The 22,188-nt window shown below is 53.6% G+C and carries 24 protein-coding genes; 17 read left to right on the forward strand and 7 right to left on the reverse strand.

Annotation, left to right across the window (positions count from 1 at the left end; genetic code table 11):
- Positions 1-249 precede the first annotated feature (249 nt).
- Positions 250-651, reverse strand: coding sequence for a metal-dependent transcriptional regulator (locus tag I2C21_RS15750; protein WP_193537362.1), 402 nt, complete (start codon positions 649-651; stop codon positions 250-252).
- 238 nt (positions 652-889) lie between these two features.
- Here I2C21_RS15750 and I2C21_RS15755 point away from each other — a divergent pair, with 238 nt between their 5' ends.
- The 8 genes from I2C21_RS15755 to I2C21_RS15785 all read left to right on the forward strand — a co-directional run bounded on the left by I2C21_RS15755 (position 890) and on the right by I2C21_RS15785 (position 8,277).
- Positions 890-1,108, forward strand: coding sequence for a FeoA family protein (locus tag I2C21_RS15755; RefSeq protein ID WP_353654829.1), 219 nt, complete (start codon positions 890-892; stop codon positions 1,106-1,108).
- A gap of 136 nt (positions 1,109-1,244) precedes the next feature.
- On the forward strand, positions 1,245-3,251 hold the full coding sequence (gene feoB / locus I2C21_RS15760; protein WP_195279720.1) for a ferrous iron transport protein B: 2,007 nt from the start codon (positions 1,245-1,247) through the stop codon (positions 3,249-3,251).
- A gap of 388 nt (positions 3,252-3,639) precedes the next feature.
- Positions 3,640-4,191 carry a DUF3793 family protein gene (locus I2C21_RS15765; RefSeq protein WP_195279721.1) on the forward strand — a complete coding sequence of 184 codons (552 nt, stop codon included), beginning with the start codon at positions 3,640-3,642 and terminating at the stop codon, positions 4,189-4,191.
- Positions 4,192-4,236: 45 nt separating this feature from the next.
- Positions 4,237-4,659 carry a flavodoxin gene (locus tag I2C21_RS15770; RefSeq protein ID WP_087232790.1) on the forward strand — a complete coding sequence of 141 codons (423 nt, stop codon included), beginning with the start codon at positions 4,237-4,239 and terminating at the stop codon, positions 4,657-4,659.
- A 236-nt stretch (positions 4,660-4,895) separates the two neighbouring features.
- Entirely contained in the window at positions 4,896-5,690 is a 795-nt protein-coding gene (locus I2C21_RS15775; RefSeq protein ID WP_353654828.1) for a helix-turn-helix domain-containing protein, read from the forward strand.
- Between the two features lie 69 nt (positions 5,691-5,759).
- A complete protein-coding gene (locus I2C21_RS17855; protein ID WP_242964725.1) occupies positions 5,760-5,840 on the forward strand; it encodes a DUF6219 family protein in 81 nt (26 codons plus the stop codon).
- An 18-nt stretch (positions 5,841-5,858) separates the two neighbouring features.
- Positions 5,859-6,131 (forward strand): DUF6110 family protein, encoded by a 273-nt coding sequence (locus I2C21_RS15780; protein WP_195279723.1) that lies wholly within the window; start codon positions 5,859-5,861, stop codon positions 6,129-6,131.
- A 52-nt stretch (positions 6,132-6,183) separates the two neighbouring features.
- Positions 6,184-8,277: a heavy metal translocating P-type ATPase gene (locus I2C21_RS15785; RefSeq protein WP_195279724.1), complete on the forward strand. Its 2,094-nt coding sequence runs from the start codon at positions 6,184-6,186 to the stop codon at positions 8,275-8,277.
- 246 nt (positions 8,278-8,523) lie between these two features.
- Here I2C21_RS15785 and I2C21_RS15790 read toward each other — a convergent pair whose 3' ends face one another.
- The 6 genes from I2C21_RS15790 to I2C21_RS15815 all read right to left on the reverse strand — a co-directional run bounded on the left by I2C21_RS15790 (position 8,524) and on the right by I2C21_RS15815 (position 12,542).
- On the reverse strand, positions 8,524-8,868 hold the full coding sequence (locus tag I2C21_RS15790) for a cupin domain-containing protein (protein WP_195279725.1): 345 nt from the start codon (positions 8,866-8,868) through the stop codon (positions 8,524-8,526).
- 20 nt (positions 8,869-8,888) lie between these two features.
- Positions 8,889-9,218: a cupin domain-containing protein gene (locus I2C21_RS15795; RefSeq protein ID WP_193537346.1), complete on the reverse strand. Its 330-nt coding sequence runs from the start codon at positions 9,216-9,218 to the stop codon at positions 8,889-8,891.
- Between the two features lie 78 nt (positions 9,219-9,296).
- Positions 9,297-9,983: an ABC transporter ATP-binding protein gene (locus I2C21_RS15800; RefSeq protein WP_193537344.1), complete on the reverse strand. Its 687-nt coding sequence runs from the start codon at positions 9,981-9,983 to the stop codon at positions 9,297-9,299.
- Entirely contained in the window at positions 9,977-10,726 is a 750-nt protein-coding gene (locus I2C21_RS15805; RefSeq protein ID WP_071432120.1) for an ABC transporter permease, read from the reverse strand. The genes I2C21_RS15800 and I2C21_RS15805 overlap by 7 nt, the downstream gene beginning before the upstream one ends.
- Positions 10,716-11,735: an ABC transporter substrate-binding protein gene (locus I2C21_RS15810; RefSeq protein ID WP_195279726.1), complete on the reverse strand. Its 1,020-nt coding sequence runs from the start codon at positions 11,733-11,735 to the stop codon at positions 10,716-10,718. Before I2C21_RS15810 ends, I2C21_RS15805 begins: the two co-directional genes overlap by 11 nt.
- A 129-nt stretch (positions 11,736-11,864) precedes the next feature.
- Positions 11,865-12,542, reverse strand: a complete 678-nt coding sequence (locus I2C21_RS15815) for a Crp/Fnr family transcriptional regulator (protein WP_195279727.1) — start codon at positions 12,540-12,542, stop codon at positions 11,865-11,867.
- Positions 12,543-12,664: 122 nt separating this feature from the next.
- On the opposite strand from I2C21_RS15815, the gene I2C21_RS15820 reads away from it, so the two are divergent.
- From I2C21_RS15820 to I2C21_RS15860, 9 genes are all read left to right on the forward strand, one after another.
- Positions 12,665-16,528: an acyl-CoA dehydratase activase gene (locus I2C21_RS15820; RefSeq protein ID WP_195279728.1), complete on the forward strand. Its 3,864-nt coding sequence runs from the start codon at positions 12,665-12,667 to the stop codon at positions 16,526-16,528.
- A 150-nt stretch (positions 16,529-16,678) separates the two neighbouring features.
- Positions 16,679-16,861: a hypothetical protein gene (locus tag I2C21_RS15825; protein ID WP_286167328.1), complete on the forward strand. Its 183-nt coding sequence runs from the start codon at positions 16,679-16,681 to the stop codon at positions 16,859-16,861.
- Between the two features lie 332 nt (positions 16,862-17,193).
- Positions 17,194-17,400, forward strand: a complete 207-nt coding sequence (locus tag I2C21_RS15830; protein ID WP_256439439.1) for a helix-turn-helix domain-containing protein — start codon at positions 17,194-17,196, stop codon at positions 17,398-17,400.
- A gap of 378 nt (positions 17,401-17,778) precedes the next feature.
- On the forward strand, positions 17,779-18,057 hold the full coding sequence (locus I2C21_RS15835) for a helix-turn-helix domain-containing protein (protein WP_235964250.1): 279 nt from the start codon (positions 17,779-17,781) through the stop codon (positions 18,055-18,057).
- Positions 18,058-18,179: 122 nt separating this feature from the next.
- Entirely contained in the window at positions 18,180-18,452 is a 273-nt protein-coding gene (locus tag I2C21_RS15840) for a hypothetical protein (protein WP_195279729.1), read from the forward strand.
- A gap of 78 nt (positions 18,453-18,530) precedes the next feature.
- Positions 18,531-19,595 carry an AfsR/SARP family transcriptional regulator gene (locus I2C21_RS15845; protein ID WP_195279730.1) on the forward strand — a complete coding sequence of 355 codons (1,065 nt, stop codon included), beginning with the start codon at positions 18,531-18,533 and terminating at the stop codon, positions 19,593-19,595.
- A 352-nt stretch (positions 19,596-19,947) separates the two neighbouring features.
- Positions 19,948-20,235: a helix-turn-helix domain-containing protein gene (locus I2C21_RS15850; protein WP_195279731.1), complete on the forward strand. Its 288-nt coding sequence runs from the start codon at positions 19,948-19,950 to the stop codon at positions 20,233-20,235.
- Between the two features lie 682 nt (positions 20,236-20,917).
- On the forward strand, positions 20,918-21,058 hold the full coding sequence (locus tag I2C21_RS15855; protein WP_156417376.1) for a hypothetical protein: 141 nt from the start codon (positions 20,918-20,920) through the stop codon (positions 21,056-21,058).
- A 75-nt stretch (positions 21,059-21,133) separates the two neighbouring features.
- Positions 21,134-22,123 (forward strand): recombinase family protein, encoded by a 990-nt coding sequence (locus I2C21_RS15860; protein WP_195279732.1) that lies wholly within the window; start codon positions 21,134-21,136, stop codon positions 22,121-22,123.
- The last annotated feature ends 65 nt before the right edge of the window (positions 22,124-22,188 follow it).

Below are 22,188 nucleotides of genomic sequence, written 5' to 3' on the forward strand. Positions count from 1 at the left end.
CTTGTCCATCCGGCAACCACTATGGTTTTGAGCCAAGTCCAGACCTTCTTTTCATGGGAAGGCTATTGTCTGAATTCAATAAAGCAAAAGAATCCAAGTGGTTAGCTTTTGCTAACCACTTGGATTCTAACATACACCGATACTGTTGTCAATGTGTGTATCCCGTCCGCAACCCCTTGTCCTCTCAGCAGGTAGCGGTCTGTACCCTGAGCGTTCGGATTTCCTGTCAGCGGTGTAGCTTTCTGAAGATCAGTCCTGTGCTCCTGAGGACTCTACATCAGATATTTTTGTCTGATTCAGGTGAGCCTGCATGGCGGCGAAGGATTTTTCGCTGATCACATGCTCGATCCTGCAGGCATCCTCTGCGGCTGTTTTTTCATCCACGCCAAGACCCTTGAGCATTTCTGTCAGTACTGTGTGCCGGGTGTACATGGTCTCAGCAATGGCGAGACCTTTTGGCGTCAGGGTGATCGCTCCCTCTCCGTCCACCTCCACATAGCCGTCTTTTTTTAGAATGGACAATGCACGGCTGACGCTGGGCTTGGTATAGCCCATCTGTTCTCCCACGTCAATGGCCCGCACAAAGGATTTTGTTTGCCTTAAAATATAAATGGTCTCCAAATACATCTGACCAGATTCATGGATTGCCATACAAGACCTCCATTGGATAAAGCATTTTGATTATTATAGCACAGTCCGGAAAAATGAACCAGCCTGTTTATCGGAAACGGAGATTTTCTTTGCTGAACATAGGTTCCCGCTTGACAATTGATTAGGCATGGTATATTATAGCAGAGGGTTAGATGTTGCTAACCTAATTTTTTCGCGGTCTGGTTTTCTATCGCTAACCAGACTGTGGAAAAATGATTGAATCAACTCTGAAAAGGTGATGGATATGACATTGTTGGATGCTCTGGACGGTCAGGAATATATCATCAAGCAAATCAATACGGACGATGAGGAGCTGAATGCGTTCCTTTTTTCTTTGGGTTGCTATGTGGGAGAGCCGGTGACCGTGGTGTCACACCTCAAAGGCGGCTGCGTGGTTTCCATCAAGGATGGCCGCTACAATATTGATAACCAGCTGGCCTCAGCCGTTGAGATATAAGATCTGGAGACTTAGTGCGCCCCGGAGCCCCATATATAAGGTATTCATTCATGTTTATTCTGCCCAACGGTTAGCGTAGGGCAACCGCTGAGTTGTGAATAAAGTACATCGCACACATAGAGAAGGAGGAAATGTCATGCGTATTGCCTTGACTGGCAACCCGAACTCCGGCAAAACCACCATGTACAACGCCCTCACCGGGCGAAATGAGAAGGTGGGCAACTGGGCCGGAGTGACGGTTGAAAAGAAGGAGCACCCCATTAAGAAAGCCTACTGCAGTGGGACGGAAGATCTGATCGCCGTGGATCTGCCCGGCGCCTACTCCATGTCCCCGTTCACATCGGAGGAAAGCATCACCAGTTCCTATGTAAAGCATGAACACCCCGATGCCATCATCAACATTGTGGATGCCACCAACCTGAGCCGCAGCCTGTTCTTCACGACTCAGCTGCTGGAATTGGGCATCCCCGTGGTGGTCGCCCTGAACAAGAGCGATATCAATGCAAAAAAGCAGACCGTCATTGATGTAGCGTCTCTCTCCGCCAAACTGGGCTGTCCCGTGGTAGAGACCGTCTCCACCGCCGCGGAAGGGCTGAAGGCCGTAGTGGATGCCGCTGTTGCACAAAGCGGTAAAATCCAAAGAGCTCCTTATGTCCAGGGCGACATTGATCTGACTGACAAGAAGGTTGTGGAGGAAGCCGACCGTAAGCGTTTCGCGTTTGTCAATTCCCTGGTCTCCCAGGTGGAGAAGCGGAAGGTCCTCACCAAGGACAAGGGCACGGGGGACGCCATTGACGCCGTGCTGACCAACAAGTTCCTGGGCATTCCCATCTTTGCCGTGGTCATGTTCCTGGTGTTTCAGATCTCGCAGGTCTGGGTGGGTCCGCTGATTGCGGACACGCTGGTGGCCTGGATCGAGACCTTCCAGGGCTACGTCGGCGAGGTGCTGCTGGCTGACGCCAATCCTCTGCTGACCGCGCTGCTGGCCGACGGCATCATCGGCGGCGTGGGCGCCGTGGTTGGTTTCCTGCCCCTGGTGATGATCATGTATTTCCTCATCGCCCTGCTGGAGGACTGCGGCTATATGTCCCGCGTGTCCGTAGTGCTGGACCCCATCTTCAAAAAGGTTGGCCTGTCCGGTAAGTCCGTCATCCCCTTCGTCATCGGCACCGGCTGTGCCATCCCCGGCGTCATGGCCAGCCGCACCATCCGCAACGAGCGGGAGCGCCGGGCCACCGCCATGCTGACCCCCTTCATGCCCTGTGGCGCCAAGATCCCCGTCATCGCCCTGTTTGCCGGTGCTTTCTTTGACGATGCCGGCTGGGTAAGCTTCCTCATGTACTTCACCGGCATCGTGCTTATTTTCCTGGGCGCCCTGCTGGTCAACAAGATCGCCGGCTACAAGAACCGCAAGTCCTTCTTTATCATCGAGCTGCCTGAGTATAAGGTACCTTCTCTCTGGTTCGCCTTCAAGGCCATGTGTGCCCGTGGCTGGGCCTACATCGTGAAGGCCGCCACCATTATTCTGCTGTGCAACACCGTCGTGCAGATCATGCAGACCTTCAACTGGAGCTTCCAGGTGGCGGAGACCGCCGACAGCTCCATCCTGGCCTCCATCGCCCATCCCTTTGCCTATCTGCTGGTGCCCATTGTGGGCGTTCTCAGTTGGCAGCTGGCAGCCGCTGCCGTCACCGGTTTCATTGCTAAGGAAAATGTGGTGGGCACGCTGGCCGTCTGCTTTGCGGGCCTTGAGAACTTCATCGACACCGATGCCCTGGAGATGATGGAGGGCGCTGGCGCCGAGGTGGCGGGCGTCATCGCCATCACCAAGGTGGCGGCTTTGGCCTACTTAATGTTCAACCTGTACACACCTCCCTGCTTCGCCGCCATCGGCGCCATGCACTCTGAGATCAAGAGCGCCAAGTGGCTGTGGGGCGGCATCGGCCTCCAGCTGGGTACTGGCTATACAGTGGGCTTCCTGGTCTACCAGATCGGCACCCTGATCACCACCGGTTCCATTGGCGCCGGCTTTGTCCCCGGTCTTATCGCTGTAATTGTGTTCGCCGCAGTTCTGGTGTGGCTGTGCCTGAAGGCGGATAAGGATCTGAAGCAGGAGTATGCGCTGAATGGAGCGAGAGCCTGATGATCGACTATATCGTAATTGGCATTCTTGTGGTAATTATCGCAGCCGCCGCGTTCTATGTCTATAAGGCAAAAAAGAGCGGCAAGAAGTGTATCGGCTGCCCGGATGGATGCTCTTGCAGTTCCAAAAAGGCAGACCAGCATCACTGCTGCTGCAGTACCCATGAGAAATAGAAAAGATGCGGGGGCCTTCCGTTTGGATGGCCCCCGCTGATCATTTCATGTATCCATGAACTTTCCTATTGACAAACACGATGTGATATATTAAAATCAGAATACGGGTTAGCTATCGCTAACTGCCGGGAGAAATCCCGATTATTTTTTGAATATAGGTTAGCGTTTGCTAACTTCCTACTTTGGAAGCGACATACCATACAAGGAGGCGTGTTATGTCAGAGGATCTGCTGATTCGTCACTGCTCTCCCACCCTGGCCGGGATCAAGACGGGAAATCTTTTTTCCTGTGCCTGCCCCAGCCGGAAGGATCTGACGAAAGACTTGTGTCGGCTGAACAAGAAACTGGTGCCCAAGGGCATCCGCGTCCTTCCGCTTCGGGTTCGCAAAGGCCGCGCTTTGATCTACGCCTACCGGCCCAATGCACTGGAGAGCGATCTGACCGATTACCGCGCCAGAGCCTTGCTTCTCAAATACGGCTATGTGCCGGAAAACCCCAATGGCTGCGTGGTTCACCTGATCCACCGGCTCCGGAGCGAAGGGGAATTTCCCCATGAGATCGGCCTGTTTTTGAGCTATCCCCCTGAGGATGTCCTGGGCTTTATTTGCAATCGGGCGTGCAATCACAAATGCGTGGGCTGCTGGAAGGTCTACGGCGACGAACAGACCGCCAGAAACCTCTTTGAGAAATACGAGATGTGCAGCAAAATCTACTCCCGGCAGTGGCAGCAAGGGAAATCCATCGGGCAGCTCACCGTGGCTGGTTGATGTTTCTACCATAACAAATCCAGAAAGAAAGGTCGCTAAAGTCTTATGAGTAAAGTTGCAGTTGTGTATTGGAGCGGCACGGGAAACACCGAGGCCATGGCCATGGCGGTGGCCGAAGGAGCCAAGGGCAAGGGTGCCGAGGTATCTGTGATCACCGCCGCAGAGTTCTCCCCGGAGCAGGTCAGCGAGTATTCCGCCATCGCTTTCGGCTGCCCCTCCATGGGATCGGAGCAGCTGGAGGAGAGCGAGTTCGAGCCCATGTTCACCGCCTGTGAGGGCAGGCTGAGCGGGAAGAATATCGCCCTGTTCGGCTCCTACGGCTGGGGCGATGGCGAATGGATGCGCAGCTGGGAGTCCCGCTGCAACGACGACGGCGCCAATCTGGCCTGTGACAGCGTGATCTGCAACGAGACTCCGGACGATGACGCTCTGGCGGCTTGCCGCGAACTGGGCGCGTCGCTGGCCTGACAAAAACACCGCAGAAGGCAGGAGGCGCTCGTCTCCTGCCTTCTGCCTGTATCCCCAGTCAGCATAGGCAAAACCATTTCCGAACCCAGAGAAACAGGTCGTGAGAAATCATGCTGAAAGAATATTTATCGAGCCAGGACTCCGGCACAGGCCGTTGGAGCAGCAGTATGCCAGGGGTGCAGATCTGCCGGTTTTCCCTGCCGGAGCCGGAGCAGGAACCTCTGCGGTCTGTCCCGGTGTGCGGCGCACCGCTCCAGTTTGAGGTACTGTTCTGCCTGACCGGTCGCCTTACTGTCCGAGCGTTACAAGGTACCTCCTGCACGGTGGAGGCGCCGGGGATTTTCTTGCTCTCCGACAGCTCTGCTCTCCGCTCGTGCCAATATAGCGGAAACCTGGGCGGCGTTTTGATCGCCGTAGACGCCAAAGCCGCAAAAGAAAGCCTTGTGACGGTCTGCTCCACCCTGGGGATGAGGTTGGACACCAGGATCGTCAAGGAGAAGATGACGGCGAGGAACGGCTGCATGGTCCTGTGCGGCACACCTTGGACGCAGGCATTTTTTGAAACGGTTCGCTATCTGTCTGAGCAGGAGCAGGAACGCTACTGTGTTTTCAAGTCGGTGGAACTGCTGTATCTGCTCTGCACCGAGGTATCTGAATCGGATGAATCTCTCTCCGGCTCAGGCTGCCCAGTATCCCACAGCCTGTTGGAAGTCAAGGCATACATACAGACGCATTTGTCTGATAAGCTCACCATTGCGCTCCTCTGCAAACAGTTTTCCGTTTCCCCGACCTTCTTGAAAGAAGGTTTTCGCCGCGCCTACGGCGTACCGATCCACACGTATTTGATCCAGCAGCGCCTCCGGCGAGCACAGGAGCTGATCTGCACCACCCGAATGTCCATTCAGCAAATTGCGCAGTCTGTGGGGTATGAGGGTATGAGCCAGTTCAACGCAGCGTTCAAGCGGGAGTATGGCATGACTCCCGGCCAGTACAGAAAAATGTCGGAAACCGCAACTCTGCGTCCGTTTTGACAGCGACAAGCTCCCACATTTCCTGCTATAATAACCAGACATTCCAAAGTGATCAAAGGAGTGAGAGCGATGAAACAGCATCGTTTTTGGGCCTGGGGCGCTGTGATTTGCATGATTATGGTCATGGTCACCGGCTACAAGCGGAAATAAGGGAAAGGAAGTATTGCAATGAGTGTTTATACGAAACTGGCCTGCTTTGCGGGCGGTGCGTTATTTGGCTCTTTTGGCGTTAAGCTGCTGTCCAGCAAGGACGCCAAAAAGGCCTATGTCCATGTCACGGCCGCCGGTCTGCGGATGAAGGACTCGGTCATGGGAACCGTGACTACAGTGCAGGAGAACGCTGCGGACATTCTGGCATCCGCCAAGGAGCTGAACGACGACCGGACTGCAAAGGAAGCGGAGGAAGCCGCCGCTGCCAATCTGGAGAGCGAAGAAGCCTGATTGACCCAGAGGGAGCCGCCAGCGGCTCCCTCTTTTCGTGAAGGAGGAACCTATGAACGCAACCATATTGCACGAGAGCCGGGGGCGCATCCGGTTCCGGCTGCGGCAAAAACAGATGACGCTCGCTCAAGCGGATCTACTGGAGGCATGGATTCAGGGAAAGTCCTGGTGCCGGCAGGTCACCGTCCATGAGCGCACCTGCTGCGTCATCCTGTACTACGATGGGACTCGCCAAGCCGTGCTGAATGAGATTCGGCATTTTTCCTGGCAGGAGGCGGAGCAGACCACCGCGCTGCCCGCCCACAGCAGCCGGGCGCTGAACCGGGAATTCCAGGAGAAACTGGTAACTAAGGTAGTGTGCAAAGCTGCCTGTACCCTGTTTCTCCCACCTCCATTGCGGATTGCCCGCATACTCTGGCACATGATCCCCTTTGTACGGCGGGGACTGCGCTGCCTGCTGCGCCGCCGCATCAAGGTGGAACTGCTGGATGCCCTGTCTATTTCCATTTCCGCCTGCAGAAGGGACTTTGGAACCGCCGGAATGGTCATGTTCCTGCTGGAGGTGGGCGAACTGCTGGAGGAGTGGACAAGAAAGAAATCTGTGGCGGATCTGGCCCGGTGCATGTCGCTGAATGTGGACCGGGTCTGGCTGCGCACAGTCCAGGGCGAAGTGCTGGTCCCCGTGTCCCAGATCCAGCCGGGGGATGCGGTAGTCGTCCGCGCCGGCGGCATCGTCCCCGTGGACGGCCTGGTGCTGGAGGGGGAGGTCACCGTCAATCAGGCGTCCCTCACCGGTGAGTCCATCCCGGTGCCCAAGCGACCCGGAGGCGCAGTCTATGCCGGCACCGTGGTGGAGGAGGGCGAGTGTGTGCTGGAGGTGAAGCAGGCCTCCGGTCAGAGCCGCTATGACCAAATCGTTCACATGATCGAGCAGTCGGAGCAGATGAAGTCGGAGGCTGAGAGCAAGGCTGCCAATCTGGCGGACAAGCTGGTGCCCTATACCTTTGTAGGGAGCCTGCTGAGTTTTGCTCTTACCCGCAATGTGGCACGGGCTTTGTCGGTGCTGATGGTGGACTTCTCCTGCGCCCTGAAACTGGCCATGCCTCTGGCCGTCCTCTCTGCCATGCGGGAGGCGGGACGGGCCCATATCACCGTCAAGGGCGGCAAGTTCCTGGAGGCGGTGGCTGCCGCCGACACCATCGTTTTCGACAAGACCGGCACCCTGACCCACGCCTGCCCCCGGGTGGCTCAGGTGGTGTCCTTCGGTGGCAAAGAGGAATCCGAAATGCTGCGGCTGGCTGCCTGTCTGGAGGAGCACTTCCCCCATTCCATGGCCAACGCTGTGGTGGAGGAGGCCAAACGCCGGGGCCTGCGCCACGAGGAGTACCACTCCAAGGTGGAGTATCTGGTGGCTCACGGCATCGCAAGCACCGTCGATGAGGAGCGAGTCCTCATCGGCAGCGCGCACTTTATCTTTGAGGATGAGGGCTGCGTCATTCCAGAGGGCGAGCAGGAACGCTTTGACGCCCTGCCGCCGGAGTATTCCCACCTGTATCTGGCGGTGGGGGGACAGCTGGCCGCTGTGATCTGCATCTCCGACCCGCTGCGGGAGGAGGCGAAGGAAGTCCTGTCCACCCTCCGTGCTCTGGGAGTCACCAGTACCGTCATGCTCACCGGCGATAGTTACCGCACCGCCGCAGCCATCGCCGCACAGGTGGGAGTGGATGACTTCCGCGCCGGAGTCCTGCCGGCGGACAAGGCGGAGTATGTGGCACGACTACACCGGGAGGGGCATACCGTCCTGATGGTGGGCGACGGCATCAACGACTCGCCGGCCCTGTCCGAGGCGGACGCGGGCATCGCCATCAGCAACGGCGCCGCCATCGCCCGGGAGATCGCGGACATCACCATTGCTGCCGACAGTCTCTGGGAACTGGTGGAGCTGCGCCGGATCGCCATGGCGCTGATGGCGCGCATCCATTCCAATTATCGTTTTGTCATTGGCTTCAATGGCGCCCTGATCGCTCTCGGCGTAGCCGGAGTCCTGCCGCCAGCCACCTCCGCCACGCTGCACAATCTTTCCACCCTGGGCGTCAGCTTACGGAGTATGAGTGCATTACCACTTAGCAAAAAGAATACACCATGACGAATAAGGAGAGGCAATCTACAGAGATCGCCTCTCCTTATTTTACTTCTTTCTAAATGGGTAATTATTTTCCTGATACATGCCTCTATATACCCAACGCCTGTGCATGGAAAAAACCGTGCTCCTTGTCACCCATGATCCCACAGAGCTGGATGCGCTGGGTGTGACCGAATTGCTGACTGGATTGGAATAAAAAACGGGCTCCATAGAAGCCAAAACGCTTCTATGGAGCCCGTTCTTTTTCTGTCAGCAGGACGGGGTCTTCACGACCACCAGGTACATCTTGAACGCTGTCACCGCCTGTACCGCGTGAGGGATGCCGGCGGGCATGATAATGGCTTCTCCTGCGTTCAGGGTGTGGGGAACACCGTCAATGGTAATCTGTGCCGTTCCTTCCAAAATGGTCGCCATAGCGTCTCCGGGAGCAGCGTGGGTGCTGATGGCCTCACCCGCATCAAAGGCAAACAGGGTGATCCCCGCACCGGGCTGTTGGGCCAGGGTCAGGCTGACAACCTTACCCGCTTCATATTCCACTTGCCCCTTCAAGGTAAAGGGCTGCGCATGAGGGACATTCTTAATCAGGGTTTCCATGAGTTATTCCTCCTAAATCATTATGAAAGCGTGATCTGCAGCAGCTTGCAGCCATCCGGAGCAACTACTGCGTGGGGCGTATGGGCGGGAACAGCCAGGCAATCGCCCGTTTGAAGACAGCGGCTGTCCTCCCCCGCAGAGACATCAAGCGCCCCCTCCAGAATGTAGTAGAGGGTATCGCCAAAATAGCATTCCTCACTGATACTCTCCCCGTCGCCAAAGGCCAAAAGAGTCATTTGGCAGTGTTCCTGCCGGCTCATGGCCATACTGACCACGCGGCCAGGTTGAATCTGAATCAGCTGGGTGAGCTGCTGGGGCTGCTGTGTGGGCAGGTTGCGTAAAAAGTCCATTGCTCATACCTCCATGGGTCGTTTTATCCTTATGATACCCCAGGAAACGGGATCATTCCATTGCCACAGCAACAACGATCAGGCTGTGATGCGACCAATAATTTCCCGCCGGATCTCCGTCAGTTCCGGTGCCGAGGCATCCCGGCCTTCCCGGCCAGGCAGGGTGATCCATGTTTGAATGGTGGTTGGCCTGGGTGTCAGGACAGCAATCCGGGTGGCCACGGTCAACGCCTCATCAATTTCGTGGGTGACAAACAGAACGCCTGGCTTTTTGATCTTCCAGATCTCCAGAAGCATATTCACCATCTCCATGCGAATGCCGTAGTCCAGCCCCTGAAAGGGCTCATCCATCAGGAAGAACTCTCCGCCGAAATGGAAGGCCCGTGCCAGCGCACAGCGACGGGCCATGCCCCCGGAGAGCTGCGTAGGATAGTATCCCTCAAATCCTTTCAGCCCTACATCCGAAATGAGGGTACGCACAGCCTCCGGCTCGGCATCCTCACGAACCAGACGGATGTTTTCTTCCACCGTTCGCCACGGCAGGAGGCGGGGACTTTGAAACATATAGCTCAGCCGAGTATCGGTTCCCTCGATGGTACCCGTGTCAGGTGTTGCCAGGCCTGAAATCAGGTTAAGAAGCGTGGTCTTTCCGCAGCCGGAGGGACCGATCAGGGCCACGATCTCCCCCGGAGAAAGAGTCAAAGACAAGTCAGACAGGACAGGTAATCCGTCATAGGACTTGGTGATCCCGCTCAGTTTCAGCATGTCACACCTTCTTTCCCGCAAAAAGCCATCCTCAGCAATCTCTGTGTAAGATAGCATCCCAATACCAACAGCAACGACCAGGCAATGATGGCATCGGGCTCAATGTTGAGCCGGGCTGTGGTGATGGCTCCTCCGATTCCGCTGTTTGTGGTAAGAACCTCTCCCATAACTGCCAGCTTCCATCCGCCTCCGATCACGATTTCCAGCGCTGAGCGGAAATAGGGGCGGATAGACGGAAGGGTTACATGGCGCAGCGTCTTCCAGCGGGAAAATTGGTAAAGGCGCGCCATCTCCAACAGCCGTGGATCTACGCTGCGGACGCCGTGACTGAGGTTGATCACCACAGTTGGAACTGTGGCTGTGGCTACAATGAAGACGCAGGGCTTTCCGTTAAATCCGAACCACACCAGTGCCAGAACCACCCAACATACGGGCGGAATGGCTTGGAGCACATGGATCAGTGGGGTTCCCACGTCCTCTATCTTGGGACACAGGCCAAACAACAGTCCCAGAACAGCGCCAACGCCCACACCGATGGCCAATCCGGCAATCAGCCTCAGGATCGTTGTTCCTATGGTGGCTCCGAAGTCCGACTGCGTCATCAACCGAACCAATGTGGAAAGGACCTGGGCAATGGGGGGCACCACCAGCGGCGGGAAAAAGAGAGCGGCCAGCTGCCAGGCTCCCAGCAGTAGGCACACTCCCAAGGCACGGCGGAACCATAGTCCCGTCTTACCCTGCATAGAACAGTCCCTCATCGGGCAACTCTCCGCCGATCATAGAGGGCTCAAAGTTGTAAAGAAGGTTATAGAAGGTATCCAGCTCCTCTTTGGCATCCTGGGCACTCTTAAAGGTCAAGCCCATATTGGGAATGGCAGCTTCTACCACAGCAGCGTTCATATCCAGATACTCCTCAGCCAGAGCAGCAGCCTCGGTCGGGTGATCCAGCACCCACTGCACGCTCTCCTCATAGGCAGCCTGGAACTGGGCGGCCAGCTCAGGGTTCTCATCCAGGAAAGTCTGGGTGGTGCCGAAGCCTGCGTTAGGGATCATAGTATCCGTGCCGGTGGAGCGTTGCCACTCGGTTTCAAAGCTGAGTGCCCGGCGCACATTCTCATTCTGTGCCATGGCGGAAGTAACCTGGGGCTCGATCAAAGTGGCGTATTCCGCCTCCCCAGAGGCCAAAAGGGCGGCTACCTCTGCGGTACTGGCGTAGACCACCTGGACATTTTCACCCACCGTCAAGCCGGCCTCACTCATAAAATACTGGGTGAGCGCATCCGGAGGAGAGGACTGAAGCGGGATATATACCGTCTTACCCTCCAAATCGCTCCAGGTCGTGAAATTCGGATCGGTGGTCATGAAGTACGTAACGCCCCAGGTGTTCACATTCATCAGACGTACATCAAGTCCCTTATTATAGAGGGTGGATATCACGGTCAGGGGAAATGCGTACAGGTCATGTTCTCCGCCCTGGACCATAGCCAGAAGTTCTTCCGGGGCATTCCACACATTCAGGTCAATGGTCACATTCTCCCCCAGCAGCTGCTCCTCCATCATGTGGAGAACCGGCAGAGCAGGCGGGGCGGTGGGCACGCCTACAGAGATGGTGATCGGTTCGGCGGCCTGGCTGGATTCCTCTGCTGTGTCGTTTTGGTTGGTGCTGTCCGCAGGCGCATTGCCCCCGGCACAACCGGCCAGGGCAAAGAGCATCATGGCAGAAGCCAGGATGGAAGCAAGGGTGCGTTTCATTTGAGATCCTCCAATCTGAATCAATATAATCCCGCTTGTGGTTAGACATAGCTAACCACAAGCGGGATTATTACATAAAACAACAGGACCGTCCGTTGCTATGGCAACGGATAGCCCTGATTTTTCTGTCTATGCGGTTAAAAACTTACTGTCCAAAATTTGAATGACCTGTCCCTGATAAGTAAGGATTCCCTCTTTCTGCATTCGGCCCAGTTCTCGGGAAAGGGCGCTGCGATCTACACACAGATAGTCCGCCATCTCACCACGTCCCATCTCCAAGCGTATCTCACCATTGGGGGCGACCGGCAAACCTTGAAGATAGACCTTGATCCGATTGCGAAGCCGGTTCTGCGCCAAAATACGCATTTTCTGATTGAGGAATAAAGCTCCCCTTCCCATCTCCTGCAACAAATTGGCGGTCACCCGCATCCGGTATGGACACCCGTTCTCTTGCTGAAGCAATAAAGGGTCAAAGTCCAGATAGAGCACCTCTGTATCGTTAAGGGCATCAATTTGAATGGGGCTGTCTTGGGACATGGAGCAGACCAATGTCTCCCCAAACACGCGCCCCCGACTCAGGCGATCAATGGTCAGCAGATTTCCGTCCTCACTGTAAAGTGAGATCCTCAAGGTGCCGGACATAACAACGCCGGGGCGCCTTTGGCAATCGCCGATCCGCAGGAGGACCGTGTCCTTCAGAACTGTCCGCACCTCTCCATGTAGGCAGTTAAGAACATTCTGATACTTTTCTTCCGGAATACCGTCGAACAGCTGGCAACGGCGCATCGCCGCAAAAATCGAACCCATGAGATCCCTCCGTGTTGCTGTGGCAACCGACAAAAACGAAAAACACATTTATAGTTAGCAATAACTAACCATTATTATACTGCTTGGCCAATAAAATGTCAACGTAAGAAAAGAGGGTCACTATGAATGGAATTGGTTTAGACTGTGGAACTGCTACCGTCAAACTGGTGATGCTTTCCCAGAAGGGTGAGCTTTTATGGTTCAAATCCTCCGCACATCACGGCGCCGCAGTTCAAACCGTTCGGGCACTTCTCGGCGAACTGCTGCAGGCGGATCGCAATGCTTGCGGCTATCCGGTAATGCTCACCGGAAGCGCAGGAGATCGACTTTCAGATGCCTGCCCCGGACTCTCGACTCTGGGCGATATTCCCGCCATCCATCGCGGTATCCGTCTGCTGGCGCCGGAAGTGAAATCTGCCATCGAAATTGGCAGTCAGAGTGCTCGTTTCCTCACAGATCTGGATCGTGGCACTCCTCCCAGATTTGCAGTGAATGAGCACTGTGCCGGGGGCACCGGCTCCTTTTTTGAGGACCAAATGTCCCGGCTGGGCCTGCGGATCGAGGATTATTCCGAACTGGTAGCAAAGGCCCGCTCCATCCCCCGCCTCTCCGGCCGATGTGCTGTCTTTGCTAAAACGGATATCATTCACCGACAGCAGGAGGGGGTGCCTACTCCTGACATTCTGCTGGGGCTCTGCTACGCAATGGTCCGCAACTATAAAGCGGTCATCGTGCGGGGACTTCCTGTGGAGAAACCTGTGGCTTTATGTGGCGGAGTTGGCTGCAATGCAGGGGTTCTTCGGGCTATCCGGGATGTTTTTGCCCTCACGGAAGAAGAATTGATTTTACCAAAAAACTTCCTCTATGTTGGTGCCACCGGGGCTGCGCTGGCTGCTCAGGAGGCAGGCACCTGTTCCATGGGGGAACTACTGGCCTCTCTGTGCAGGCAGGATCCAAACATGGGAGACCGGCTGCACCGTCGTCAGCCACTGGATCCTGATCCCAAGGTTTTTGTATCCGATCCGCCTGTTTCTGGCCATATCCCACCTCAGGGCTGCGCTTTGGGCATTGATATAGGTTCTACCAGCACTGACCTGGTTCTCATGGATCCATTCGGAGAACTGGTGGACTTCCAGTATCTACGCACCGCCGGAGACCCAGAGGCTGCAGTGCGAAAGGGCCTGGAGAATATCCGCTCCCGTTTTGGACAGATTCCCCTTCTGGCAGTTGGCGTCACCGGTTCCGGACGAGAGCGGATCGGCCGGCTCATCGGTGCGGATGCCGTGCGAGATGAGATTACAGCCCAGGCAAGAGCTGCCATCCAATGTATGCCCAAAGCAGATACCGTCTTTGAGATCGGCGGTCAAGATTCTAAATACATCTCCCTTCAGAATGGACAGGTTGCAGACTTTCAAATGAACAAAATCTGTGCTGCCGGAACCGGCTCCTTTGTGGAGGAGCAGGCCGCACGCATGAACATCCCTTTGAAGGACTTCGGCCGCCTGGCTCTTACTGCAAAGGCCCCTGTGGAATTGGGAGAGCGATGCACCGTGTTTATCGAGACCGCTATCCAATCTGCCCAGGCACAGGGAGCCACCCAGGCAGAGGTCGCAGCCGGTTTATGCCAGTCCATTGTCCGAAATTATCTTCACAAGGTAGTTGGGAGCAAGCCAGTAGGACACCATATTGTGCTCCAGGGCGGTGTGGCCTACAACCCCGGCATCGTGGCCGCTTTCCGCCAGGAATTTGGAGATCGGCTCACAGTCTCTCCCTACTTCTCCATCAGTGGAGCATACGGCGCCGCCCTGCTGGCACTGGAATCCACGAAAGGCCCTACCCGCTTTCATGGGTTCGACAGACAGCCGGAAGAGGAGGTCGCCCTGTCCGCGGAGGTCCAGCGCAACATTGCCTTTTACCAGCGCGGCCCACAGCTGCTGTTGGAGGGTTATGATCCAACACCCGTCTCCGGACGGAAAACGGTGGGTGTACCTTTCGCCCTGATGATCCACAAGTTCTTTCCTATGGCCAATGCCTTCTTCCGGCAGCTAGGATTCAATGTACTGCTCTCACCGCCTACCAATGAGGAGATCATTCGCCTCTCCCAGCAGACAGCCCAGGCGGAGACCTGTTACCCGGTAAAGCTGATCCATGGTCATATGGCCTGGTTGGCAGAGCACGGTGTTGACTACATCTTTCTCCCCTCCATCCACACCATGAGGCATGAGACCTCTCAGGTTGAGCACAACTACGGCTGTGTATATATGCAGACTGCACCCCAATTAGCCGCCCGTGCCCTTCGTTTGGCAGAGCAGGGCATTGAGTTGCTCAATCCTGTGTTCGATCTGGACTTTGGGCAGGAAGCGATGGCCTCAGCTATGCTGGGCCTTGGAAAACAGCTTGGTATCCCCAAACTGCGTTGTCTCCCCGCCCTAATGGCAGGTGCCCAAGCAGTACGCCGGCATACAGCAGCAGTAGAGCGGCAGGGCCGTGAACTGCTTTCCTCTCTGAATCCTGAGGACAAAGTACTTGTACTGATCACCCGGAACTACGGTCTTTCCGATCCGGTGCTGAATATGGGGATCCCTCGTCTGCTGCTGGAACGGGGGCACAAGGTAATTACTCTCTCCCATTTACCTGCTCACGACCTGGATCTGTCAGCGGACTACCCCAATCTGTACTGGCCCTTCGGACAACACATCCTCTCCGGGGCGAAACTCGTGGCCCATCACCCTAATCTGTACGCCGTCTATCTCACCAATCACGGCTGCGGACCGGATACGATGCTCTCCTATATGTTCCGGAAGGAGATGGGCGAAAAAACCTATCTGCACATCGAAGTGGATGAGCACTTCTCACCAGTGGGCGTTATTACTCGCATCGAGGCATTTCTCCAAAGTCTGGAAAGCCGTCCCTCTCAGCCACTGCCGGAGCACTTTCAGCTCACAGCTGTGGAACACTGCTCCACCAAAGTCGTTGATACCCCGGAACCAAGCTGCGGCCCTCTATATGTTTTGGATCTGCCCCCGTTTACTACATATCTTAGGAAATATGCGGAAATGGTATGGAATGTGGAAACCCGTCCCATGCCTCTGGGCGGCACTTCTCTGGTTTTGGGCCGGGCAGAGACCAGTTCCAAAGAGTACCTTCCCTTCCCCGCCTTGCTGGGTGGTATTCTGAACGCAGCGGAGAAGGAATCCGATTCCTTTCAGATGCTGATTCCCTCCACCCAAGGCGCGGAGGCCGACGGCCAGTACCCGTGGGCGGTGGAGGCAGTGCTTGCCAACCGGGGACTGGAGCGGGTAACACTGGTTTCCCCGGAACTGGAAACTTTGCCGGAGAACATCCCAGATCCAGACCTGTTGTTCCGAGCTGTGTTGGCAGGAGATCTCATACTGTGCGCCCCGCCTGAGCAGCGCAGCGCACTAAGTCCAGACGACATTCCAAATTGGGACAGCCTGAGCACGTTGGCGGCGCAAATCGGAAGCATCCCTGTCAAAAGCCAGCCTCTTGCCGCGGTGGGAGAACCCCTTACGCTGTTTGCTCTAAACGACGGGGTGCTGGGAACGCTGGAAAGGCAGGGCCGGCCTCTGTATCGTGCCCCCCTGAGCGAGTACCTCTGGTTTCTCTGGCGAGATTCCGGAAGTGTCATAGCCGCTTCCTGGACGGATCAAATGACAGAACTGGGGCGCCTATTGGGGGCGAGAAGCAGCTTCTCCAAAGATCCAGAGGGGATGCGTACTGCAGCGGATCAGCTGCTGCCGAGATTTGCCGGGGCCAATGGTCGGTACCGTTTGGCGAAGGCACGGGAACTTGGTCGAACATCGACTGGTGTGCTGACGCTGGCTCCCCGGTATGAAAACACAGCAACACTGTTGGATATGACTGGTGAAATGGGTGGAATCCCCCACTTACATCTTGCCATGGACAGTGATTGGGACGAGAGCGCCTGGTCCCGCCTAAACTCCTTCCTCTATTACCTGAAATAAACCCCAGAATCATACCCTTTGTCCGTGCAGGCAGTTTATAGAAGCCTCTTTTGTTTTTATCGACCGAGGCTGTAGAAAAAACACCGGAGGAGTGGTGAAGGAAAAAACCTGTTGTTGATTTGACCCGATGTATGTCCCTGAATATGGATTGTGTCTGGTGGAGCACAGCTCAGGATGGGTGCTGCTCCCCATGCCCCAATCCAGCCGGTAGATGCCATGGTGGTCCGGGGAAGCGGCATTAGTTGCGGCGTAGCCAAGGAGCGGATGGACAACCAGAGCGAGAATCAGTATTGCCTGGACTGGTTCATGTGCTTCCGCAAAGAGTCGAAGTAATATAAGTTAATTCCACAATAACAGAAAACCGGTCGAGATCTCATGAGCAATATCTCGACCGGTTTTTCATGTTATCTGCAGTTTGCAACGGTGCACAAAGGCAACATAATAAAAAACTTAATAATGGCTGCCAATCTTACACAAAGTATTACCCAAACGAGACTACGGGCTGTATTTTTGTATCTTGGCAGAGAAATTAATCACTACAGAACAGCACTGTTGGTACAGTTACAGGGACTATTTTTCTCATACCTGCCCATATAATACCTTTAGTACAGGGACAGGGACGGTGAGAGGAATTGAAGCTGAATCAAGCAGTCAGCGAACGCCTTTTGCAGTTACTGGCAGAGCGCAACATGACACAGTATCAACTGTATATGAAAAGCGGTGTCCCTAAGTCTACAATAAGCAATATTATCAACTGCTCCTATGATTCGGTTAAGCTACGAATTATTCACGAAATATGTCAGGGCATGGAGATCGGTTTAGACACTTTTTTTGTTTCACCTCTTTTTCAGGAAGACAATTTAGATCCCTAAAACCTCCGACATTCGCCGGAGGTTTTCTATTATGTCTCAAGATTGGAACAGCACCAGCCAGTGCGGCATAGAATTGGGAATCAGGCGCACCAATGTAGAAAACTGCATTGGTGCCTTTGTCTTTTTTAGAGGAGTCTGCTCCCATAACGTTAAGATAAGCCTATGTAATACCGGCCAAGGGCAATTGACAGTAGCCGATTCAATGAAACGAGATCATTTCATCTTGCTCTGGAATGCAATCATCTGCATTTGAATTCTTTTAATTTCTTCTTAAATCCGGTGATTGCTCAAAATATTAGTCATTTGCTCTTTTTCAAATACAGAGTTTTGTGCTGGGTCAAAGTATAATTATATGCATAGGGGCGGCAGGTGATGCACATGAGCAAAGAAATTGATTTTAAGAATAGAGACAGGTATGTCCAGTTGGGTATTGTCATTGCTGCCCTACGAAAGATGCGAGGCTTCTCACAGGAACAGCTCGCCGAAAAGGCAAATGTCAGCCGCTCACATATCAGTTCTATTGAAGCACCAGGTATTGCCCGTCCATTTTCCCTGGAAATTTTCTTTAATATTGCAGATGCCTTAGAGATTGCGCCTGCCGATCTTTTGAATGCTTCCATTTTTCCTGACAAGATAATACATAGCAGGAAGGGCTGAGTATCTGTTTTAACTTTACATAAACTGCCGAGCAATCGGCGGAAAGAATGAACAGCGCAAGACTGCTACGCACCTGTACAGCAGCTTTGCGCTGTTTTTATTTATCGCAAAGGAGAAAGCACATGGGGAAATTCTTAGACACGCTATTAGGAAAATCCGACCAGTCCATTACGCATTCGCCATCGTCTGTAAAAGATAGCCGACTGCACAAAAGTGATGATTCATATGTCTGCTATTGTACGGAATTGGAACAGGCACTTAGTTCTTTGGAAACCTGTTTGCTCACCAGCAGTAATCCGGAAGGAATCGCTATGCAGGCATTGAGGACAGCGTGTACCTTCTACGGCGGCGACTGGGCTGGCATACTGGAAGTGGACTTGGATTTTGATATATAGGCGCCCGTATGGTGGTACAATTCCTATATTCCGGATCGCACGACACAGCTGATTCTGGAATTCGAATCCCTTGACTTCATGCCCCGATGGATTGAAGCTATGCAGCATGGTAAAAATATTGTAATTCCTGATGTAGATATCATCAAGGATCAGAATCCAAAGGAATACGCAGTCTATAAACGTCTGTTGGCGCAGTCGCTGATTGCGGTTCCTTTCATGCCGAAGCCAACGGGCTTCCTGGTCATCCGAAATCCATCTCGTTATCTTGAGAGGTCCAGTATGCTCAGCGCACTTGCCTATGTGCTGCAACGTGCTATGGCTCAGCAGAAAATGATTGAAAGTGCGAAGTTGGCACCGATGCCTGATTTGGTACAGAGCAATAAAGATGTAGCCATTAACTTCTTCGGTGATATGGAGATATGCACCAGAAAGGGCGTTCTGAGTGAGCGTTTTTTCAATTCGCCTAAGAGCAGCCGAGTTGTCACCTACATTATTCTCAACCCCAAAACCGCCCACCCCCCACTGGAGATCTATCATGCACTGTGGCCGGAGGAGTGTGTCGAACCAGAGGTGGCCAGCAGGAATATTCGCGGGTATATTTATCGATTCAGGCAGACATTTTCCTTGATCTGTGATTTCCCCCTCATTGAGTCAACGCCCAGTGGCTACCGCCTTAATCCAAACCTGAATATCATCACCGATGTACAGCAGTTCGACCGTCTAATTGACGGGGCCAGGCAGGCAACCTCTGTGGTGCAAAAAATTAATCTCATGAAGAAAGCTGTAATGTTATATCGTGGTCCCATATTTCGTGGCGCGGAGGATGAACATTGGATCATCAGCCAGGTCAGTCTATACCGCCTTCGATATGTTTCTCTGATAAATGAACTGCTGAGCAGTCTTTCTGAGATACGGGACTATAGTTGCGTTCAGCGGTACGCGCTACACGCCATAGAATTTATGCCAGCAAATTTGAGAGCACATTATTGGCTCATTGTGTCTACTTACCAGTTGGGCTCTCTTGATTTAGCCAAGCATCAGCTTTGCCACGCTAAGGACATACTCACTTCAGAAGAATTTAGTATCTTGGAAGACTATCTAAGAAAAGAAGATGGAGTTCCTCTGGAAAAGCTGATCAGATAGTGCATTTTCAGATGCATAACACTATTCATGACGCAATTCTTGGAAATAATGGATTTGACTAACGCACTATCTAATGCAATGGTATTGATTTTTCCCCTATATAACGCCCTAAATGACGCCCTCTCAACGGGCTGAATGACCCCCGTAGTTTAGATTGATCGAGCAAGAGCTCGACATCCGAATTACGGGGGTTGTTACTTTGAGACCAGGATTTTCTCCGACAGGGGTGCTTTTGCATTTACTTGCATAAGCACCCCTTCTTTTTTTACCCGTAAGTACGTCTGCCGCTGCCGCGGACCTCCGCTCTGAACTTTGGCTCACACCCAAATTTCAGAAAACGGAGGAAATTGCTGTGCATTTTAATACAGATGACTACGGCTTACGAATCAGGAGTTTGCGGAAAAATCGTGGGCTCACACAGGAGCAGCTGGCAGAGAAGATGAATGTCAGCACTCCCTACATAGCAAAAATTGAAAATGGAAAACAAACCGGCCTAGTCGAACTGGCCTTAGAATTTGCAGCATTCTTTGAGGTTTCTCTGGATTATCTCCTAGTGGGAAAAGGAGATTTTGCAGAGGAACAGAAGCGCGGACTGCAGATGGCCATCGCTCTGCTGTCTGAATTGGAGGCATCCCTCTAAAAACTTTCCATTTTGGGTTGGTAAACTTTCCATTCTGTTTCTGTTGGAAGAATACGCTCGGAGTTACAATCTTCGTGAGATCAAAACATCTCCGTGGACCTTGAAAAACACCGCCCCAGGCGGTCATATCCGGCAACTTGAATACGTTAGCTAACGGAGAGAGCGTCAGGCCGAGTGCGCGAAGACCACCTGTGCGGAGCATATCCGCATCAAAGGACGGCCAAATAAGGTGCAGAGCGATACCCACTCAGGCCAAGACAGCCTTGGCAAGCTGTCCCCGCCATGACCCCGTCAGCCTACAATGATACTTCTGCTTACGCAGCTTGGAGAGATCCTCGGAGGGGTGAGAGTCCCATGATGTGCGCCAGCACAGTTCAAGTTGCCGCCCTGCCTAGGGAAGTAGTGTCGAATACAGGCTACTAAGCAGCATCAAGAAACAAAGGGCCGCTCCAGACTCGGAGCCTACAGCCGCTCACCTGACCTTTGGGAGCGGCCCTCTGTTTTTCTTTTGATAGCAGAAATATGGGATCTGATCACAGTACATCCTCTTCTTCTCAACCTCCGTTTCTCTGAGTTTTTCATCTTTCCCCCTCTACACTCCTCTTCCTTTTCTCCTCAAACTCCCTGATCGGGTCCCATATTTCTGTTATCAAAAACAAATCCACGAAAGCGAGGAAACGAGATGACAAATATCGATTTGTGCGGCATTGCCCAACTGCTCCGCACGCTGATAGAGCAGAAGAAAACCACAGAAAGAGAGGCCCGCAAAATTTTGGCCAGAATTGCCGCGCAGACCGGTGCGGACATTATCCTTTCTTTCTGAAATCGCATTCTTTTCAATAGCTATTTCAAAGGTGTTGTGGTATTGTTTGTGTTACAAAAAAGGAGGTGAACTGACATGGCGGAAAAGCTGATGACCGACGGCAGCATGGCACTTCGAGAAAAGCAATACCGGGTCATCACCATCGAGGCAACCGAAAAGCCCCAAAACGCCAAATTGCGGGTTGCGGCATACGCCCGTGTCAGCTCCGCCTCTGATGACCAGCTCAACTCCTTTGCTGCCCAGAACCGTCACTACAGCGACCTGATCTCCAGCAAGGAAAACTGGAGAATGGTAGACATATACGCGGACGAGGGCATCACGGGGACATCGGCTGAAAAGCGTGAGGACTTCCAGCGGCTCTTGGCAGATTGCCGCAGAGGGCTGATCGACAGGGTGCTGGTGAAATCCATCTCCCGCTTTGCCCGCAATACCAAGGAATGCCTGGAAACCATCAGAGAGCTGAAATCACTCGGTATCGGTGTCTACTTCGAGAAAGAGAACATTGACACCGCAACCATGTCCGGCGAAATGATGACTGCGCTCTTCGCATCCTTCGCCCAGGCCGAGAGCGAATCAATCTCCAGCAATATGCGTTGGAGCTATCAGAGGAGAATGCAGAATGGAACGTTCATTACATGCAAAGCACCATTCGGCTACCGCCTCCGAAATGGGGCCCTTGAAATTGAGGAGTCTGAAGCAGAGATCATCCGTATGATCTTTGCCCGATACCTATCTGGACAGAGTACAGCGGACATAGCGGCAGAAATCACAAAGCTTGGAATCCCAACTCGAGATGGAACTCCATATTGGCAATATACCACCATCTGCTATATCCTTCAAAACGAGAGATATGCAGGGAATTCCCTCCTTCAAAAGTACTACGCAACTGACACCTTGCCTATTAAGAAAAAAAGAAATCTGGGGAGCAAGGATCAGTACTATATATCTGAAAGCCATCCTCCCATCATAGATCAAAATACATTTGACAAGGCTCAGATACTATTTCGCGCAAAGGGAGATAAGATTTCGAAGCGGTCCCGCGATAAGCACATTTGTTTTCGGTAAAATGAAAATGTAGCAAATGGTACTCAAAAAGTGAGCACCCCAATGGCAAATAAAAAGAGCCATTG

The sequence above is a fragment of the Clostridium sp. J1101437_171009_A5 genome (assembly GCF_015547905.1).
GTDB lineage: Bacteria > Bacillota > Clostridia > Oscillospirales > Oscillospiraceae > Pseudoflavonifractor_A > Pseudoflavonifractor_A gallinarum.

Coding starts and splice junctions, on each gene's coding strand:
- I2C21_RS15750 (WP_193537362.1), bottom strand. CDS start 651: ATGGCAATCCATGAATCTGGTCAGATGTATTTGGAGACCATTTATATT.
- I2C21_RS15755 (WP_353654829.1), top strand. CDS start 890: ATGGATATGACATTGTTGGATGCTCTGGACGGTCAGGAATATATCATC.
- feoB (WP_195279720.1), top strand. CDS start 1,245: ATGCGTATTGCCTTGACTGGCAACCCGAACTCCGGCAAAACCACCATG.
- I2C21_RS15765 (WP_195279721.1), top strand. CDS start 3,640: ATGTCAGAGGATCTGCTGATTCGTCACTGCTCTCCCACCCTGGCCGGG.
- I2C21_RS15770 (WP_087232790.1), top strand. CDS start 4,237: ATGAGTAAAGTTGCAGTTGTGTATTGGAGCGGCACGGGAAACACCGAG.
- I2C21_RS17855 (WP_242964725.1), top strand. CDS start 5,760: ATGAAACAGCATCGTTTTTGGGCCTGGGGCGCTGTGATTTGCATGATT.
- I2C21_RS15780 (WP_195279723.1), top strand. CDS start 5,859: ATGAGTGTTTATACGAAACTGGCCTGCTTTGCGGGCGGTGCGTTATTT.
- I2C21_RS15785 (WP_195279724.1), top strand. CDS start 6,184: ATGAACGCAACCATATTGCACGAGAGCCGGGGGCGCATCCGGTTCCGG.
- I2C21_RS15790 (WP_195279725.1), bottom strand. CDS start 8,868: ATGGAAACCCTGATTAAGAATGTCCCTCATGCGCAGCCCTTTACCTTG.
- I2C21_RS15795 (WP_193537346.1), bottom strand. CDS start 9,218: ATGGACTTTTTACGCAACCTGCCCACACAGCAGCCCCAGCAGCTCACC.
- I2C21_RS15800 (WP_193537344.1), bottom strand. CDS start 9,983: ATGCTGAAACTGAGCGGGATCACCAAGTCCTATGACGGATTACCTGTC.
- I2C21_RS15805 (WP_071432120.1), bottom strand. CDS start 10,726: ATGCAGGGTAAGACGGGACTATGGTTCCGCCGTGCCTTGGGAGTGTGC.
- I2C21_RS15810 (WP_195279726.1), bottom strand. CDS start 11,735: ATGAAACGCACCCTTGCTTCCATCCTGGCTTCTGCCATGATGCTCTTT.
- I2C21_RS15815 (WP_195279727.1), bottom strand. CDS start 12,542: ATGGGTTCGATTTTTGCGGCGATGCGCCGTTGCCAGCTGTTCGACGGT.
- I2C21_RS15820 (WP_195279728.1), top strand. CDS start 12,665: ATGAATGGAATTGGTTTAGACTGTGGAACTGCTACCGTCAAACTGGTG.
- I2C21_RS15835 (WP_235964250.1), top strand. CDS start 17,779: ATGAGCAAAGAAATTGATTTTAAGAATAGAGACAGGTATGTCCAGTTG.
- I2C21_RS15840 (WP_195279729.1), top strand. CDS start 18,180: ATGGGGAAATTCTTAGACACGCTATTAGGAAAATCCGACCAGTCCATT.
- I2C21_RS15845 (WP_195279730.1), top strand. CDS start 18,531: ATGCCCCGATGGATTGAAGCTATGCAGCATGGTAAAAATATTGTAATT.
- I2C21_RS15855 (WP_156417376.1), top strand. CDS start 20,918: ATGACAAATATCGATTTGTGCGGCATTGCCCAACTGCTCCGCACGCTG.
- I2C21_RS15860 (WP_195279732.1), top strand. CDS start 21,134: ATGGCGGAAAAGCTGATGACCGACGGCAGCATGGCACTTCGAGAAAAG.